Source organism: Pelobacter seleniigenes DSM 18267 (assembly GCF_000711225.1).
Classification (GTDB): Bacteria; Desulfobacterota; Desulfuromonadia; order Desulfuromonadales; family Geopsychrobacteraceae; genus Seleniibacterium; species Seleniibacterium seleniigenes.
This window is the reverse complement of sequence record NZ_JOMG01000002.1, coordinates 205,153-220,823: the sequence shown is the minus strand read 5'-3', so window position 1 is coordinate 220,823 and position 15,671 is coordinate 205,153. Positions and strand designations below refer to the sequence as shown.

14 protein-coding genes are annotated in these 15,671 nt (G+C 57.9%); 2 read left to right on the top strand and 12 right to left on the bottom strand.

All coding sequences use genetic code 11. From position 1 onward, the window contains the following. Window positions 1-2: 2 nt before the first annotated feature. From efp to N909_RS0103575, 12 genes are all read right to left on the bottom strand, one after another. Window positions 3-566 carry an elongation factor P gene (gene efp, locus N909_RS0103635; RefSeq protein WP_029911547.1) on the bottom strand — a complete coding sequence of 188 codons (564 nt, stop codon included), beginning with the start codon at window positions 564-566 and terminating at the stop codon, window positions 3-5. Window positions 567-1,195: 629 nt separating this feature from the next. Then, complete coding sequence (locus tag N909_RS0103625) at window positions 1,196-2,506, bottom strand: hypothetical protein (RefSeq protein ID WP_029911544.1); 1,311 nt, start codon at window positions 2,504-2,506, stop codon at window positions 1,196-1,198. Next, window positions 2,499-3,143 (bottom strand): HAD family hydrolase, encoded by a 645-nt coding sequence (locus tag N909_RS0103620; protein WP_036682852.1) that lies wholly within the window; start codon window positions 3,141-3,143, stop codon window positions 2,499-2,501. Before N909_RS0103620 ends, N909_RS0103625 begins: the two co-directional genes overlap by 8 nt. Window positions 3,144-3,151: 8 nt before the next feature. Continuing rightward, a complete protein-coding gene (locus N909_RS0103615; RefSeq protein WP_029911539.1) occupies window positions 3,152-3,844 on the bottom strand; it encodes a YggS family pyridoxal phosphate-dependent enzyme in 693 nt (230 codons plus the stop codon). Window positions 3,845-4,045: 201 nt separating this feature from the next. After that, entirely contained in the window at window positions 4,046-4,633 is a 588-nt protein-coding gene (locus N909_RS0103610; protein ID WP_029911537.1) for a Maf family protein, read from the bottom strand. A gap of 4 nt (window positions 4,634-4,637) precedes the next feature. Then, window positions 4,638-6,008 carry a methylenetetrahydrofolate--tRNA-(uracil(54)-C(5))-methyltransferase (FADH(2)-oxidizing) TrmFO gene (trmFO, locus tag N909_RS0103605; RefSeq protein ID WP_155005855.1) on the bottom strand — a complete coding sequence of 457 codons (1,371 nt, stop codon included), beginning with the start codon at window positions 6,006-6,008 and terminating at the stop codon, window positions 4,638-4,640. Window positions 6,009-6,051: 43 nt separating this feature from the next. Continuing rightward, window positions 6,052-8,394 (bottom strand): type I DNA topoisomerase, encoded by a 2,343-nt coding sequence (topA, locus tag N909_RS0103600; RefSeq protein WP_029911532.1) that lies wholly within the window; start codon window positions 8,392-8,394, stop codon window positions 6,052-6,054. A gap of 83 nt (window positions 8,395-8,477) precedes the next feature. Further along, window positions 8,478-8,957 carry a DUF494 family protein gene (locus N909_RS0103595; RefSeq protein WP_029911529.1) on the bottom strand — a complete coding sequence of 160 codons (480 nt, stop codon included), beginning with the start codon at window positions 8,955-8,957 and terminating at the stop codon, window positions 8,478-8,480. A gap of 47 nt (window positions 8,958-9,004) precedes the next feature. Further along, complete coding sequence (gene dprA / locus N909_RS0103590; protein WP_029911527.1) at window positions 9,005-10,093, bottom strand: DNA-processing protein DprA; 1,089 nt, start codon at window positions 10,091-10,093, stop codon at window positions 9,005-9,007. A 105-nt stretch (window positions 10,094-10,198) separates the two neighbouring features. Then, entirely contained in the window at window positions 10,199-11,227 is a 1,029-nt protein-coding gene (locus N909_RS0103585; protein WP_029911524.1) for a LysM peptidoglycan-binding domain-containing protein, read from the bottom strand. A gap of 34 nt (window positions 11,228-11,261) precedes the next feature. Continuing rightward, on the bottom strand, window positions 11,262-11,981 hold the full coding sequence (locus N909_RS0103580; protein ID WP_029911522.1) for a tetratricopeptide repeat protein: 720 nt from the start codon (window positions 11,979-11,981) through the stop codon (window positions 11,262-11,264). 137 nt (window positions 11,982-12,118) lie between these two features. Beyond that, complete coding sequence (locus N909_RS0103575) at window positions 12,119-12,805, bottom strand: class I SAM-dependent methyltransferase (RefSeq protein WP_029911520.1); 687 nt, start codon at window positions 12,803-12,805, stop codon at window positions 12,119-12,121. A gap of 234 nt (window positions 12,806-13,039) precedes the next feature. Between N909_RS0103575 and N909_RS0103570 the strand changes: the two genes are divergently transcribed. Continuing rightward, a complete protein-coding gene (locus tag N909_RS0103570) occupies window positions 13,040-14,257 on the top strand; it encodes a peptidase U32 family protein (protein ID WP_029911517.1) in 1,218 nt (405 codons plus the stop codon). Between the two features lie 5 nt (window positions 14,258-14,262). After that, window positions 14,263-15,519 carry a M48 family metallopeptidase gene (locus N909_RS0103565; RefSeq protein ID WP_029911514.1) on the top strand — a complete coding sequence of 419 codons (1,257 nt, stop codon included), beginning with the start codon at window positions 14,263-14,265 and terminating at the stop codon, window positions 15,517-15,519. Window positions 15,520-15,671: the final 152 nt, after the last annotated feature.

Sequence of the window (15,671 nt, the reverse complement as noted above, 5' to 3'; positions counted from 1 at the left end):
GCTTATTCCTTGACGCGGGTTACGTATTCTCCGGTGCGGGTGTCGATCTGGATCAGGATGCCTTCTTCAACAAAGGAGGGAACCTGGAGGGTGTAGCCGGTTTCGACGGTGGCCGGTTTATTGTTGCCGGCGGCTGTGTCGCCTTTGACCCACGGATCAGCCTGGGTAACTCTGAGGTTGACGAAGTTGGGCAGGCTGATACCGATGCCACGCTCCCCGTACATAAGGATCTCGACATCCATATTGTCGATCAGGAAATACTTGTCGTCTCCCAGGGTCTCTTCGCTCAGGGTGATCTGCTCGTAGTTTTTTTTGTCCATAAACACGTAGCCGGTTTCATCCTGGTAAAGGTACTGCATGTCCCGCTCTTCCAGACTGGCCGGTTCGAAAGATTCGCCGCTGCGATAGGTGCGGTCAAAAAGTGAGCCGGTGATCATATTGCGAAGTTTGCACTTATAAAGCGCCTGCCCTTTGCCGGGCTTGGTGAAGTCGTACTGAACGATGACATGAGGATCTCCATCGATCAGTAATTTTAAGCCTTTTTTCAGATCCGAACAGCTATACATACAGTTAAGCTCCTTTGCGTTATTGCCTGTCTCTATAATCCTAAAGAGCCGCTGGAAAAGCCCTTTTGCGGGGTTTTTCCGGTAGCCCGTGAAATGTGTTGCCGGGTTGTTGCAAAAGCCCGTTCCGGGTTTCTGCAAGCACAGGGAATACCAAGAATATTTTTTGCCAGCTGGCAAAATCAATGCGTCTAAGCAGCGACATCGATTTTAAGCGTCCGACCAAAAATTCACTGCGCTGATTTTAACTGACCGCCAGCTTAGTTCCGGCTTTTTTGACGGCTTTTTGAAGCGGGCATTTAACCACAACTTTTGTTTCTTGTCACCGGAAAAACCGGCCTGAATTCAGTCAGTAACAATTCCGGCCGGTTGCTCTGCCGGGTTGGCGCAGCCAGCCGAAATCCCGGCGACAAGCGCAATTTTCATTGGCTCTTGCCGGGGGTGCGGGGTTCTTCCCGAGCGCTCTTGCCATTGCGCGATTCGTACAGCTCAATCTGCTCAGCCATACTGAGTTTGCGGCGACAGCCGGTGCTGCTCTTCAGACAAAGCTGGCATCTTTCGTCACTGCACCATTGGCACTGGCGACAGTCAGGACAGGGCTGTTTGTGGGGCGGCTGAGTCATCTGTTCATTTTACGAAGATGTCTTCAGCGGAGCAAGGGGGCCGGCGTTTCGAAGCTCGTGCCGGCGTTGTAGAAACAGAAAGCCCGCCTCTAAACCTTCGGCGCTGATCAGCAGGAAGACCGCGATCACGATCCCCGAAACCGGCAGCTGGAAGTTTACCAGAGGCCACCATAAGAGCAGCATGAAGCAGCACTTCACAATGGTTGATTTCCCGAGCAGATAGGTTTTCTCTGCGTCCGAGAACCAGCCGCGCAGCAAATGACAGCCGCCATAGAAAAAAGGGAAAATCGCGCACAAGGCCATGGCCGCGGCGAGGTACTGACGCAACGCGGTTTCAACACCCATGAATTGGCCGAGGATCAGGTTGTTCAACGGACCGGCCACCAATAGCAGCAGGAGACTCAGAAAACTGGCCAGGAGCAGGCTGAAATGCAACAGTCGTCGACTGTCCCGTGCTTCCCTGACTAATGCCAGGTAGGTCTGTTGCAGGTTACGCATCGGTCCGGCGAGGAGGAACACGAAGCCGCGAATTACACCGAAGGCGGCTAGGACCAGCGCTCCGTCGGTCAAGCGACCGATAATGGCGGTAATCAATAATGGAATCGCCTGCTGCAGGCAGGACGAATAGGCCAGGGGTAAACCGAAAGAAAAAATTTCGCGGAAATTCTTTTCTTGGCCGCGGGGCTGTAGCCGGGGATGAACCTGCCAGACCGTCAGGCTGATCACCAGGGTCTCCGTGGCAACGCAACCGACCAGGCCGAAAGCGCCAAGCTGGGCGCCGCTGAACCAGTAACGACCAAGGGCGAGAAACAGGAACAGTCCGGCGACGCGGATCAGGGTAGAAAAAGAAATCAGCCCGGTCCGGCGGGCCTGCAGCAGCAAACCCTGGCAAAAAAAACGAAACCCGCTGATAAAGGGCAGAAAGAGCATGATTCGCAAGGATTTGCGAGCTTCTACGACAACCTCGGCCGGGGTGCCCAAGAGTTGAAAGAACAGGTCACCGATTCGGGTATAGGCAACCAGAGCCAGCAGCAGTGCGACAGAGGTCGAGAGGGTGAAGATATAAACTAAAACCCCGAGCATGGATTTGCGGCCCCGGGCCATCGCCATGGTGACGGTATGATTCTGATAGGACGGGGACGACACAAAGACATGAATGATCATGGCCATGGACATCCCGGCTAGGGCGGTCACATAGTTGTCGAGCCTGGCCAGTACGCTGTTGATGATGGTGTGGGAAATGCTCATCAGCTGAACGTTGAGAACCAGCGGGAAAAAGAACAGTGCAATATCTCGGTAGCTCAGCCGGGCTTCAGGCATCGATAGTCCCCGGAAACAGCTGCAGCAGGTCGTTGGCCGTTGTGGCTAGAAAATCATACTCCAGCCCGCCGCTGTTGCCGAAGCCGTAGTCGCAGAAGCAGGTTGCGGTGCCGGCCCCGCGGCCAGCATGAAGATCGGTATGATGATCGCCGATCATCACCGCCTGTTGCGGGGTAGCCCCCAGTTCTGTCAGAGCTGCCAGCAGTGGACCAGGGTCGGGTTTCTTCTGCGTGCAGCTGTCCCCACCGATGATTGCGCCGAAACGCTGGCGCAGCCCCAACCCTTCCAGAATGGCCAGGGTCTGCCGATAGGGTTTGTTGGTGACAACCCCCAGCCGTTGTGCCGGATGTCGCTGCAGCAGTGCCGTGATCCCCGGATAGCAGACGGTGTTATCGAGCAGGTGGCTGTCATAAAGGGCAAGAAAGCGAGTGACATGCTCTTCTTTGAACAGAGCGTCTCCCAACGCCCGGCGGACCAGCAGGCTGACGCCGTCGCCGACCATGGGGCCGGCCTGATCAAGAGTCAGGGGTGGACAATCCAGCTCGGCCCGCAGCAGGTTCAGGGCCAGGGTCAGGTCGGGCAGGGAGTTGATCAGGGTTCCGTCAAGATCGAACAGGAGTACGGAGGGCTGGGTCATCTTTAATTCTACTTTCTTCTTTCACCGAAAATAGCGGTCCCGACCCGCACCAGGGTGGCACCCTCTTCGACGGCGACTTCGAAATCCCCGCTCATCCCCATGGACAGCTCTTCCATGGTGACTCCGGGGATGTCCAGACCGGCGATTTTCTCGGCAAGCTGACGGAGTTGTTTGAAATAGGGACGAACCTCTTCCGGATCGTCGCAGTATGGGGGCAGGCACATCAGGCCGCGGATTTTGACGTGGGGCAGCTGGGCGACCTGGCGGGCCAGCTCCTCCAGCTGTTCCGGCGTGCAGCCGGCTTTACTCTCTTCATCGCCGATGTTGACCTGCAGCAGGATATCGACCACGGCCGGAGTTTTTCCCCACTGCCGGTTGATTTCCTGAGCCAGGGAAAGCCGATCGACGGAGTGAATCATGTGGACCGAGTCTTTCAGGTATTTGACTTTGTTGCTTTGCAGGGCACCGATGAAATGCCATTCGACCGGCGCTGTGACCTGTTCCTGCTTATCGCGGAATTCCTGCACATAGTTTTCGCCGAACAGACGCTGGCCGGCCGCGTAGGCTTCCTCGATCAGGGCCGCGGGTTTGACCTTGGAAACGGCAATCAGGCGGACCTTGTCAAGGGGGCGGCCGCTGGTCCGGCAGGCGTTCGCAATGCGTTCTTGAATATCCTTGATATTTGCGGCGATGGGGTTCATTCGCTATGGCTCCGGGTTAGATGGTTTTTTTCATCCGGGGAACAGCTCTTTTTCGTTGTCACGGCGTCAAACTGCGGATTTGCTTGTACCGCGTAACGCTGTACGTCTCCGCGCCAGTCCTTAATTTTTTTGCTCCAAAAGGAAATGGCTTGTTTCCAGTCTGAAAGCTGAACTATTCCATCCAGAAATTCCGAATGACAACTAGAGAGTCAGGGGGACGCCGAGTTCTTTCAGGACCAGGGTCAGGCGGCAGAGCGGCAGGCCGACAACGTTGCTGTAGCTCCCTTCGATGCCGGCCACGAAACAGACCCCGAGCCCCTGGATGGCATATGCGCCGGCTTTATCGGCGGGTTCGCCAGTAGCAATGTAGCGCGTGATTTCGTCATCTGTCAAATCCCTGAAGCGGACCCTGGTGCAGACCGCTTCCTGGCGTTGCCGACCGGTCTGCCGGTCGATGACGGCGAATCCGGAGAGAACCTGATGTTCGCGGCCGGAAAGCTGTCTAAGCATGGCGGCCGCATCTTCCGCGTCGCGCGGTTTGCCGAGAATCCGTCCGCCGCAGAGGACGATGGTGTCACTGCCGATGAACCAGCGTCCGGCCACCTCCGGCCTGGCCGCGACGTCGCCGGCTTTTTCCAGGCTCAGGCGGACCACCAGTTGCTCCGGAGTTTCCTCGGCGTGCACCAGTTCTTCGGTGCGGCTCGGGACCACATCAAAATCAAGACCGATCTGCTCCAACAAGGCGCGTCGGCGTGGGGAGGCCGAAGCCAGGACAATTCGTTCCGACATCGGTTTATCCTTTCTCGCTCAGCAGGGTGGCGTTGACCCGTTCCCACCAGGGTGGCAGGGCGGCCAGGGCGCGCTCGGCCATGGCCAGGCGCCGGTCGGCGCGTTTCATTTTACGCCCTTCCAAAGGAGGGAAGAGACCGTAATTGATATTCATCGGCTGGAAATCATCGCTTGCTGCGCTGCTCAGGTGGCCGAGCAGTGCGCCGAGGGCGGTTTCTGCGGGCGGCACCGGAACCGGTTGTTCCTGCAGCAGGGCCGCGGCAAATATGCCGGCCAGAAAACCGCAGGCCGCGGACTCGACGTACCCTTCCACGCCGCTCAGCTGGCCGGCGGCCAGGATATGCGGGGCCTGCTTGAATTGCAGGGCATTGTTCAGGCAGACGGGTGCGTTGATAAAGGTGTTGCGGTGCATGCTCCCCAACCGTGCGAAGCGGGCCTCTTCCAATCCGGGAATGGTGCGAAAGATGCGCTTCTGCTCCGGGTAGGTGAGGCGGGTCTGGAAGCCGACGATATTATAGAGGGAAGCGTGACGGTTGTCCTGGCGCAGCTGGACCACGGCATGGGGAATTTTCCCGGTTTTCGGATCAGGCAGACCGACCGGCTTCATCGGCCCGAAGGCGAGGGTCTGGGGGCCGCGGGCCGCCATCTCTTCGATGGGCATGCAACCCTCGAAGTGGATCAGTTTTTCGAATTCCCGGCCGCTCACTTTATCCGCGTCGAGCAGATTCTGGACAAAGGCGTCGTACTGGTCCCGGTTGAGCGGACAGTTGAGGTAATCGTCGCCCCCTTTGTCGTAGCGTGACGCGCGCCAGGCATGCTCGAAATTGATGGACTCGAATTCGACAATCGGCGCAATGGCGTCGTAGAAATAGAGGTGCTCGGCGCCGGTCAGTCGGGCCAGCTCAGCGGACAGCGCGGTCGAGGTCAGCGGGCCGCTGGCCAGGATGGTCAGTCCAGTCTCGGGCAGGCGGGTGACCTCCCGACGGATCAGCTCGATATTCGGTTCGGCAGCGATTTTAGCCGTGATATAGGCGGAAAATTCCTCCCGATCAACGGCGAGTGCGCCACCGGCCGGAACGGCCGTGGCATCGGCAGCGGCCATGAACAGGGAGCCGATCCGGCGCAGTTCCTCTTTCAGGCAGCCGACAGCATTGTTCATGCCGCTGCCGCGCAGGCTGTTTGAGCAGACCAGTTCGGCCAGCTGTTCGCTCTGATGGGCAGGCGAATACTGCTCCGGCTTCATTTCGAAGAGTTTGACCCGGCAACCTGCTTTGGCAGCCTGCCAGGCCGCTTCGCAGCCAGCCAGGCCAGCGCCGATAATTGTGATCTCCATAGCTTTGTCGTCCTCTAAAAACAGGAAACCGGCCGAAGGCAAAATGCGCTCCCGGCCGGTCGTTATTATAACAGTAACCGCTGGTTCAGACTTTTTTTGCTGCAGTCTTTTTCGCCGCGGGCTTTTTGGCGGTTTTCTTGGCCGGGGCTTTTTTCTCCGGCGGAATCAGTTCTTTTTCCCAGTCGCAGCTTTCCTGCGGGCAGCGTTGGACTGTCCCCCAGCGTTTGGTCGTTTTAATCTCGGTGACCGGCCAGCCGCATTTGGGACAGGCTTCCGCCTTGGGCGGATTCCACAGCGCATATTTGCACTGGGGATAACGATTACAGGAGTAGAAAATCTTGCCGTAGCGGCTTTTCTTCTCCATCATTTCCCCTTCGTTGCAGCTCGGACAGGTGATGCCCAGGGACTTGGGTTTTTCCAGGGGTTGAATGTTCTTGCAACTCGGATAGGCGCTGCAGGCCAGGAATTTCCCATAACGGCCGGTTTTAATCAGCATCTGGGCGCCGCACTTGTCGCACTTTTCCTCGGAAAAGACCGGTTCCTCGACCTCCTTGGTCTCGCCGTTGAGGGGCTCGGTATGCCGACAGTCGGGAAACCCGGAGCAGGCCAGAAAACGTCCTGAACGACCGAGTTTGATGACCAGCTCTTTGCCGCAATCCGGGCAGACCTTGTCGGTTTTTTCCGTGGTCACATCCGCCTTGCTGACTTCCTGATCCTTGCGCCGTAGCAGGGCGATGAAGGGATCCCAGAACCCTTTGATCGCTGGAGTCCAGGCCTGCTCGCCGCGGGAAATGGCGTCCAGTTCCTCTTCTAGCTCGGCGGTGAAGTCATAGTCGACATACTGGCTGAAATGGTCGGTCAGCAGTTTGGTGACCACCCGGCCGGTGTCTTCCGGGAAGAAGGTTCTTTTTTCCAGACGCACATATTTACGGGTGACCAGGGTGTTCATGATGCTGGCATAGGTCGAAGGCCGGCCGATGCCGTATTCCTCAAGGGTCTTGACCAGGCTGGCCTCGGTGAAACGGGGCGGCGGCTGGGTGAAATGCTGCTCCGGGGTCAGCTGCTGTTTGTTCAGCTGCTCACCTTCCTCCAGCGCCGGCAACAACCCTTCCTTGTTTTCATCGTCACTGTCATCGGTCCCTTCGATATACAGGGCCATAAAGCCCGGGAAGCGGATGACCTGACCGGTGGCCCGGAAACCGTAGCGCTCGCCCGCCGCAATATCGACGCTGGTGGCGTCAAAGATGGCCTGGGCCATTTGCGAGGCGACGGTCCGTTTCCAGATCAACTCGTACAAACGTAGTTGATCGGAACTTAAAAAGGCTTTGACCTGGGCCGGGGTCCGGGCAATGGAGGTCGGGCGGATCGCTTCGTGGGCTTCCTGGGCGTTTTTGCTTTTGTTGCGGAACACCCGGGGCTTTTTGAGCGCGTAGGACGCATCGTACAGCTGGCAAATCACGTCGTGGGCTTCGCTGGTGGCCAGGTCGGAGAGGGCGACGGAGTCGGTTCGCATGTAGGTGATCAGACCATGGGTACCGTCCTCAACCTGGATCCCCTCGTAGAGTTTTTGCGCCACGCTCATGGTTTTGCGGGCAGAAAAGCCGAGCTTGCGGCTGGCTTCCTGTTGCAGGGTACTGGTGGTAAAGGGCGGCGCCGGGTTGCGTTTACGCTCCTTTTTTTCCAGGGAGGTGACAGCAAAACTGGCGCTTTCCAGCTCGGCCATGATGGCAGCGGCTTTGGCCTCGTCGGCGATATCGAACTTGCCGAGCTTGTTGCCGTCGCAGCTGTGCAGCTTGGCGCTGAAACTGTTCTGCGCGGTGTTGCTGAGCAGGGCTTCAATGGTCCAGTATTCGCGCGGCTTAAACGCCTCGATTTCATCTTCGCGTTCGCAGATCAGCCGCAACGCCACCGATTGCACGCGGCCGGCGGACAGTCCGTAGCGGATCTTCTTCCAGAGGAAGGGCGACAGGTTGAACCCGACCAGATAGTCAAGGATGGAGCGGGCCTGTTGGGCATCGACCAGATCGCGGGCGATCTTGCGCGGGTGGGCCATCGCTTCGCTGATCGCGGTCTGGGTGATTTCATGAAAGGTGACTCGCTTGACTTCCGGTTTGCTGGAATTCTCATCGATGCCGAGAGCTTCCAACAGGTGCCAGGCGATAGCTTCCCCTTCGCGGTCAAGGTCAGTTGCGAGAATCAGTTCACTGCTTTTCGCAACCTCTTTTTTCAGCAGGGCGATCTGCTTGGTGCTGTCCGGCAGAACCTGGTATTTGGGTTTGAAATTATCATCGACATCAACCGACCCCTGTTTACTTGGCAGAGCCCGAACGTGACCGTATGAGGCCAGGACCTTGTACCCCTTGCCAAGAAATTTCTCGATTGTCTTTGCTTTTGCCGGCGATTCGACGATAACCAGTGATTGTGCCATCTTCTCCTCAGTGCTTTCGTTCCGTTGACAGTGTGGAACACAAAATAAAAAGGGTTGCGGTATCTGCGCAACCCGGTCTGCTCTTAATGATAGATGCGAGTCCAGTCATTTTCAAGGAAGCAATCTATTTCCCTGAGCCAGAGGCTGCTCGAGCGGGACAGCAGGGTCAGAATCGCGATCAGTTTGATCTCCTGTTCATTGATCGGATCTTCTGCAGAACGCAGGGCCCGCTCGATGATCTCTTCCTGGACCTCGTCGTTCAGTAATCCCATGGCGCGAATTTTGGTCAGAAAACCACGGGCTTCTTTGCTGAGCAGTTGCTGTTCCTGGTCGCTGTAGGTTCGGTAGGTGGCCATGTTCAGCAGCGGGTCGACGGCGGGTTGCTCGGCGGCAGGCTGCAGGGCGATCGTTTCCATCCAGGAAAAGGCATCACTGATTTCGTCGGCTTCGTAGCCCACCGACATCAGTTCGGCAACCAGCTCCTGCTCATTGATCGGGCTGTCTTCTGCACCTAAAACATATTGAGCGATCAGATTGACGATCGCCAGGACGCGCTCACGCAAGGACCCTCCAACAGAGTTATGATTTCGGCTGATTGAACGGAAAAGAATTACAACCGATTGCGTATATAATGGTTTCCCGGAAGTGCTTGGACTCCACCTTGAAGCTCCAAGTCGAGTAAAATAGCGGAAAGCTCCATGGGAGTCAAGCCGCATTTCCGCGCGATTTCGTCGCTGTGCAGCGGTTCATCGCCGAGTTTTTGAAAGACCGCGCGGGTTGTTTCCGGCAGGCTTGCGGCGAAGGAGGCAGCGCCGTCCCGCTGTTTTCTGGTGGGTTGGCCGGGCCACAACAGCTGCAGGATATCCTCGGCTTCGGTGACCAGCTGCGCCCCCTCTTTGAGCAGTCGGTTGACCCCCCGGCTGTTGGCCCGGTAAACCGCTCCGGGCGCGGCGAACAGTTCCCGCCCCTGTTCAAGGGCGAACTCGCCGGTGATCAATGAACCGCTTTTTTCCGTTGCTTCGACAATCAGCACCCCGCGCGACAGGCCGCTGATGATGCGGTTGCGGCCGGGAAAATAGCCGGCCAGGGGCGGGGTGCCGGGCGGATACTCACTGATCACCGCGTTGGCGTTGATGATCTCTGCGAACAGGTCGGCGTTTTCCCTCGGGTAGGCCCGGTCGATGCCGCAGCCCAGTACCGCAATCGTGCTGCCCTGGGCAGCAAGGGCACCGCGATGCGCCGCAGCGTCGATGCCGCGGGCCAAGCCGCTGACAATGCAGATATCGCGCTGCGCCAATTGTTCGGCCAAGTCTCTGGTGAAGCGGGTTCCCGGGTCGGACGCCTGACGGGAACCGACAATGGCGAAACAGTCTTGCTGCGGCAGCGTTCCGCGCAGGTAGAGCAGGGCGGGCGGATCGTAAATTTCCCGCAGCAGGGGCGGATAATCCGCATCCCAGAAGCTGAGCAGCCTGATCTCCAGTTTCTCGAGAATGCGCAGGGTGTCCTGAAGGACGTGATCATGTTCCGGCGGAATGCCTCCATGCAGGCGCGGACTGACCCCGGCCTCTTGCCAGGCTGTGGCGGAAGCGGTGCTGGCGGCAACGAAACTGCCGAAGTGGTGGTGAAGTTTGAGCAGGGCTACCCGACCGAGTCCATTGGTCAGGTGCAGCCTGAGCAAAGCAATTGTTGAACGGTCCATTCCCCCTCCGAATGGTATGGCATTACGATGAGCTGACAGAGAAAAAGGATTGAAGAGACTTCAATCCTTTTTTCCGTGCAATAGAATCTCCGCCTGGTTCAGGCGTCAGTCGGTGACCATCTCAGTCTGGTCACCGGGGAAAGCTTCCTTAACGCTTTTGATGATGACGGCCGTTGCGGTGGTGGCCCTGGTATCCACAGTGATCGCAGCGCCGAGGACTTCATCGGGCAAGACCAAGTCGCCGGCCTGTTTAAAAAGTTCCTTGGAAACCTGCCGCGGCCGGGAAATATAGAACAGATTGCCGGTCTTCACCCCGTCGTTGCTGCCGCGGTCGATGAAAATCACGTCATTGGTCGACATTGTGCTGCGTTCATCACGGCCCGCAACAATGACTCCCGGAGCCGGTGTTTCCGCCCGCTGCAGGGTGATGTCCCGTTGCACTGGCACATACTCGAACAGCTCAGCGCCGCGCTCGATTTCGCGGAAAGCGATGATGATCTTGGCGGTCACCGTGCCTCCGTTGATTTCGGTGACCTGCAGCGCCCCGAGATTCTGCATCATGGTGCCGATCGATTCGCCGGTGACAGGATGGATGACTTTATCACCCCGTTCATAGAGTCCGTAGGTGTCTCCGACCGTGACATCGGACGGGTCGGTCATTTTCACGAAGACCAGGTCATTTTTACTGATCAGCACCCGGTTGTCAGTGGTATCCGCCAGAATCCCGAGAGGTTGCTCATCGGTCAGAATAAAGCCGTTGCCTTTGCTCGAGGTTCTGATCTGGATCATCTCCCCCGCCGCGGCTTTTGTGGCCGGCCCGGTAATGGTTGGCGTCTGGTCGGGCTGGGCTGCGCTTTCCCCTTCGGTGTAGGCCGGAACGATTTCCAGGCGGCCGTCGAGAATGCGGATTTTTTGCCCTGGAAAGATCAGGTGCGGATTGGTGATGGCCGGGTTTTTAGCCCAGACATTGGGCCAGTAGTAGGGATCGTCAATAAAGCGTTTGGAGAGATCCCACAGGGTATCCCCCTTTTTGATTGTATAAATCTGACCTTCTTCAGCGGCGGCCATACCGGGACCGCAAATGGCCGACAGCAACGCAAGCAGCAATAACCAGCGAAAAAGTGTCCGTATCATCTGTTCCCTCTCAAAAAATAGAGTGTGACGCCTGCTACTGAGCAGGGGTGTCGCTCTGGATAAATTGTTGCGCTTCAGGGCTGTCGGGATAGCTGGTTCGCAACTGTGCAATGGTTGTCTCTGCCTGTCCGGTCAACCCGGTCTGACGATAAATCCTGATCAGCTGAAGCATGGCTGCCGGGGCTTTGTCCTGCCCCTGCGGGCTGGCGACAATCTGTTTCAGGTTGGCAACCGCCAGGGCGGTTTTGTTTTCGGCAGCTTGGGCATTGGCCAGCCAGAAGCGTGCGTTGGAGGCGTATTGATGGTCCGGATAGCTGGACAAAAACGCTGCAAACCCGCTTTCGGCCTCGGCATAACGGCCCATGGCCAGGTTGGAAAACGCGCTCAGGTAAGTCGATGCCGAAGCGGCCACTTCCGAAGCTTCACTGGTGCCGGGCGCCACTGTTATCAGCGAGGGTTGTGCTGCCTGGGAGCCGGGCAGGGCTGGGGTCGCAGCCGGCTGCTGAGCGTTCAATCCAGTATTGGCCGAAGGCGGAACCATGGCCGGTTGTAGCTGCAGGCTGGCCAGCTGCTGTTGCAGTTGCTGTAGTTGCTGGGCCTGCTCCTGCTGTTGCTGTTTGAGCTGCTGCAGCTGTTGTTTTAGAGCATAGGACGGAGCGCCGGACGGGGCCGGTGTACAGGAAGCCTGCAGCAGGGCTGCTGCAAGAACCAATAGCGTTAGAGAGGTGCGATGTTTCTTGAAATCAGTGTTCAAATTGCGAATCTCCGCAAAAAATGCCAAGGGAAATAAAAAATAAAATCTAATTTATAAAAATTATAGTCTTCTTAACTTCTTGTCAAGCTGGAAAAATGAGAATGTTCCAAAAAAGCTATTGAAACAGCTTGCTTTTTTCAACTTTGCGCTCTCATCAAACGGTACAATTGCCGCCCTGAGCCGAGCCGGATGCCATCCGTTGCCCGGTGCTGGGTGAGAAAGTCCGTCAGTTCCGGATTGCAGCTTTGTTCCGGCTCCTGTTCACTCGCGTTTTTGTAGCGAAGGAAATCCGCTTCATCGCTGAACAGAAAATCAACCGTAAACGGATAGACCCCGGCAACCCTCCAGCCCGGCAGCGCCTGAAGCATCTCCCAGGCAGCCTGAATGGCCGGACCTTCATCGCCGCTCCCCACGCCGAAGCGTTTTTTTGCCTCGATAAACGGGCCGCTGGCGCCCGGTTCGATGGCCAGGATCTCGCCGGCCCGGGCCAGTCGGGCCGCGGCATAGCGGAGATGAGCAGGCAACTGCTGGCGCGGGATATGGTGGAGAGACAATGAATAGAGCACGATGTCGGCGTAACTCTCCGCCAGATCCGGCATGCCGTCGTCGGCCTGGATGAATTCAACGGCGCTGCCGGCCAGGGCTATACGGGCCTGCTCCAACCTTTGCCGGTCGGGGTCGATGGCAATGATGCGCGCGGCATGGGGCGCCAGTTGCCTGGTGATATCCCCTGCGCCACAGCCAAATTCCAGGATGGTCTTGCCGCGTAGAGGGGTTTGCGCCAGAATTGCCTGGAGGTAATGTTGATCAGGATCTTTGTGCATGAGTCGATGACCTGTCGTGGATTAAGGTTTTTTGCAAGGGAATTCTAGCAGATATTATCGGCAAGGGAGCTGATATTTTTCCGGGCCGCTGAGGGCTTGTTGAAAAATCCAGTCCGTTAACTGGCCAGCGGTTTTTCTGTTGTCTGCTAAAGGGCCTGACCTGAAGCGGAGATCTGTGCTATTCTCGGTCATTTTGAAAGCAACAGCCTGACCAAGCAGGAGTAAGGAAGATCGATGTCGAAAGCGATTCGGGACTACCCGGAATTACTGATGCCCGCCGGGGATATGGAAAAACTGAAGACCGCAATCCGCTTTGGGGCGGATGCCGTTTATCTCGGCACCTCGGCCTTCGGGCTGCGCGCCCACGCGGGGAATTTCAGCATTGCACAACTGCGTGAAGCCAGGGCTCTGACCCGGCAGGCCGGGGTCGCTCTCTATCTGACTCTCAACGCTTCCCTGCGGCCGGAGGAACTGATTTGCCTCGAAGAGCTTCTGGAAGAGCTACGTCCCCTGGAGTTGGATGCCTATATCATTGCCGATCCCGGGGTGCTGCTGAGCGTGCAGAAGGTTGATCCGGGGCGCGCGATCCATCTTTCGACCCAGGTCAACAGCTGTAACCCCCAGGCCGCCGAGTTCTGGCGCAGAAACGGAGTCAGCCGTCTCAACCTGGCGCGGGAATTGACCCTTGCCGATATCCGCAGCTTTGCCGGGCAGACAGCGTTGGAGCTGGAGTGTTTTGTTCATGGCGCCATGTGCGTGGCCCATTCGGGCCGCTGCCTGCTCTCCACGGCCCTGCTCGGGCGCAGCGCCAATCGCGGCGACTGTGCCCAGCCCTGTCGCTGGGAATATTCCCTGCTGGAGGAAACCCGCCCCGGCCAGCACTTTGCCATCGAGGAGGATGCCCGGGGCACCTACCTGATGAACAGTCGCGATCTCTGCCTGGTCGAGCAGCTTCCCGAGCTGATCGCCGCCGGCATCGACAGCTTCAAGGTTGAGGGGCGGATGAAGAGCCTCTATTATGTCGCCACCACCGCGCGGGTCTACCGGGATGCCATCGACCGGCTGGTACGCGACCCGCGTGATATCGATCCGCGCTGGCGCAGCGAACTGGAAAAGGTCAGCCATCGTCCGTATGATACCGGCTTCCTGTTCGGTCATGAGGATGCCAAGATCCATGCCGCCGACACTCATTACATTCGCACCCATGACTTTGTCGGCTTTGTCCGCGAGGATGAGCAGGGTCTCTGGGTGGAAGGGCGCAATCGCTTTCTGCAGGGGGATGAATTGGAATTGCTCGGCCCGCAGATGCGCCAGCAAACCTTCCGCGCTGAACTCATCCGCAGCCGCGACGGAGCCGTTCTCCCGGCTGGCCAACCTAATTCCCAACTGTTGCTGGAACTGCCGTCCTGGGCCGAACCCGGTGACCTGATTCGCCGCCAGCGGCCGGAGTGACCGTCATGAGAATGCTCTTGTTGATCCTTTATCTGGCCTGCAGCGCCTTTCGCTTTCTCCTCGATTGGCTCAACCTGCGTTATCGGCAGCAGAATCGCAAGCCCCTGCCGGCGGCCTTTGTCGGCCAGATCGATGAACAGCGGTTGTGCAAGAGCGACGCCTATGCCCTGGCTAACGACCGGCTCGGTTTTGTCGAAGCCGGCTGCGGCATGCTCCTGACCCTGCTCTTTCTGTTCGGCGGCCTGCTCCCCTGGTATGATCAATGGATTGCTCGGCCCGGCGCTGGTTTTGTCAGCCAGGGACTGCTCTTTTTCGGCGTGCTGGCCCTGGTGCAGATGGTGCTCGGGCTGCCGTTTTCCCTCTATCGTCATTTTGTGCTTGAGGAAAAATTCGGTTTCAACCGGATGAGCTTCAAGCTCTGGTGCAGTGATCTGCTCAAATCCCTGTTGGTCGGGGCGGTGCTGTTTCTCCTCCTGGCGTCCGGGGCGCTCTGGCTGATCAAGCTGGCACCCACCAGCTGGTGGCTCTGGGTCTGGGGCTTCTGGGCGCTGGTCTCCCTGTTTCTGCTGTTTGTATCGCCTTATCTGATTGAACCCCTGTTCTTCAAATTTACCCCGTTGCAGCACGCCGATCTGGAAGATGAGGTCCGCAACCTGCTGGCCAAAGCGGGCGTGCGCGCCGGCAAGGTCCTGCAGGTCGATGCTTCCAAACGCAGCGGCCACAGCAACGCCTATTTCACCGGCATCGGTAAAGTCAAACGGGTGGTATTATTCGACACCCTGCTGGAACAGCTGGAAGATCGCGAGCTGCTCGCCGTCCTCGCCCATGAACTGGGCCACTGGCGGCACGGACATCTACGCAGCCGCTTGATCAAGAGCTTGCTCATTGCGCTACTGAGTTGCTGGCTCGGTTTTACCCTGCTGCGGGGCGGTTGGTTGCCGGGCTGGTTCGGCAGCGCCGAGCTGTCCTTCTATGCCCAGGTAATTTTGTTGGGGTGGCTCGCCGGCCAGCTCGGCTTTCTGTGGACCCCCTTAAGCAGTTGGTGGTCGCGCCGTCATGAGCGCCAGGCCGACCGCTTTGCCGTCAACCTGACCGGTAGCGGGCGGGAACTGGCCAGCGGGCTGGTCAAGCTGGCCCGGGAAAACCTCAGCAGCCTGTTTCCCCATCCCCTTTATGCAGCGTTCTATTTTTCCCACCCGCCACTGGTGGAACGAGTCCAGCAGCTGGAAGCACTGGTGGCCGAAGACTCTGCTCAGGGTTGAAAGCGCTGCTGGTTACTGACCGGAAGCTGATCTGAAAAAGCGGGGGACATTGAAGTCGCAAAAGAGGGGTGACGGAACACAAAAAATGGCGCGTTAACCAGGAGGGGAAAGTCAACGCGCCTAATGTTTGTTGCCTTGACTTATACTTTAGC